Here is a 243-nt window from a genome sequence, read left to right as displayed (position 1 = left end):
ACCCGCTGAAGAACGCCCCGCACACGGTCGAAGACCTGGTCGGCGAATGGGATCGCCCCTATTCGCGCGAACAGGCCTGCTTCCCGCCCGGCGCCTTCCGCGTCGACAAATACTGGTCGCCGGTTAACCGCGTCGATAACGTCTTCGGCGACCGCAACCTGATCTGCACCTGCCCGCCGCTCGAAGACTACGCCGAAGCGGCCGAATAAGGTCTGCACAACGAAACGCCCGGCTTGGTCCGGG

The 243-nt window shown here is 65.0% G+C and carries 1 protein-coding gene; it reads left to right on the top strand.

Translation table 11 applies throughout. The features are described 5' to 3' along the window. A partial coding sequence (locus SB764_RS43890) for a hypothetical protein (protein WP_410867295.1) occupies positions 1-209 on the top strand: 209 nt, incomplete at its 5' end. Positions 210-243: the final 34 nt, after the last annotated feature.

Origin of the sequence: Paraburkholderia sp. SIMBA_027, assembly GCF_046535315.1 — a bacterium.
In the GTDB taxonomy this organism is placed as follows: Bacteria; Pseudomonadota; Gammaproteobacteria; order Burkholderiales; family Burkholderiaceae; genus Paraburkholderia; species Paraburkholderia tropica.
This window is presented reverse-complemented; position numbering and strand designations above follow the sequence as displayed.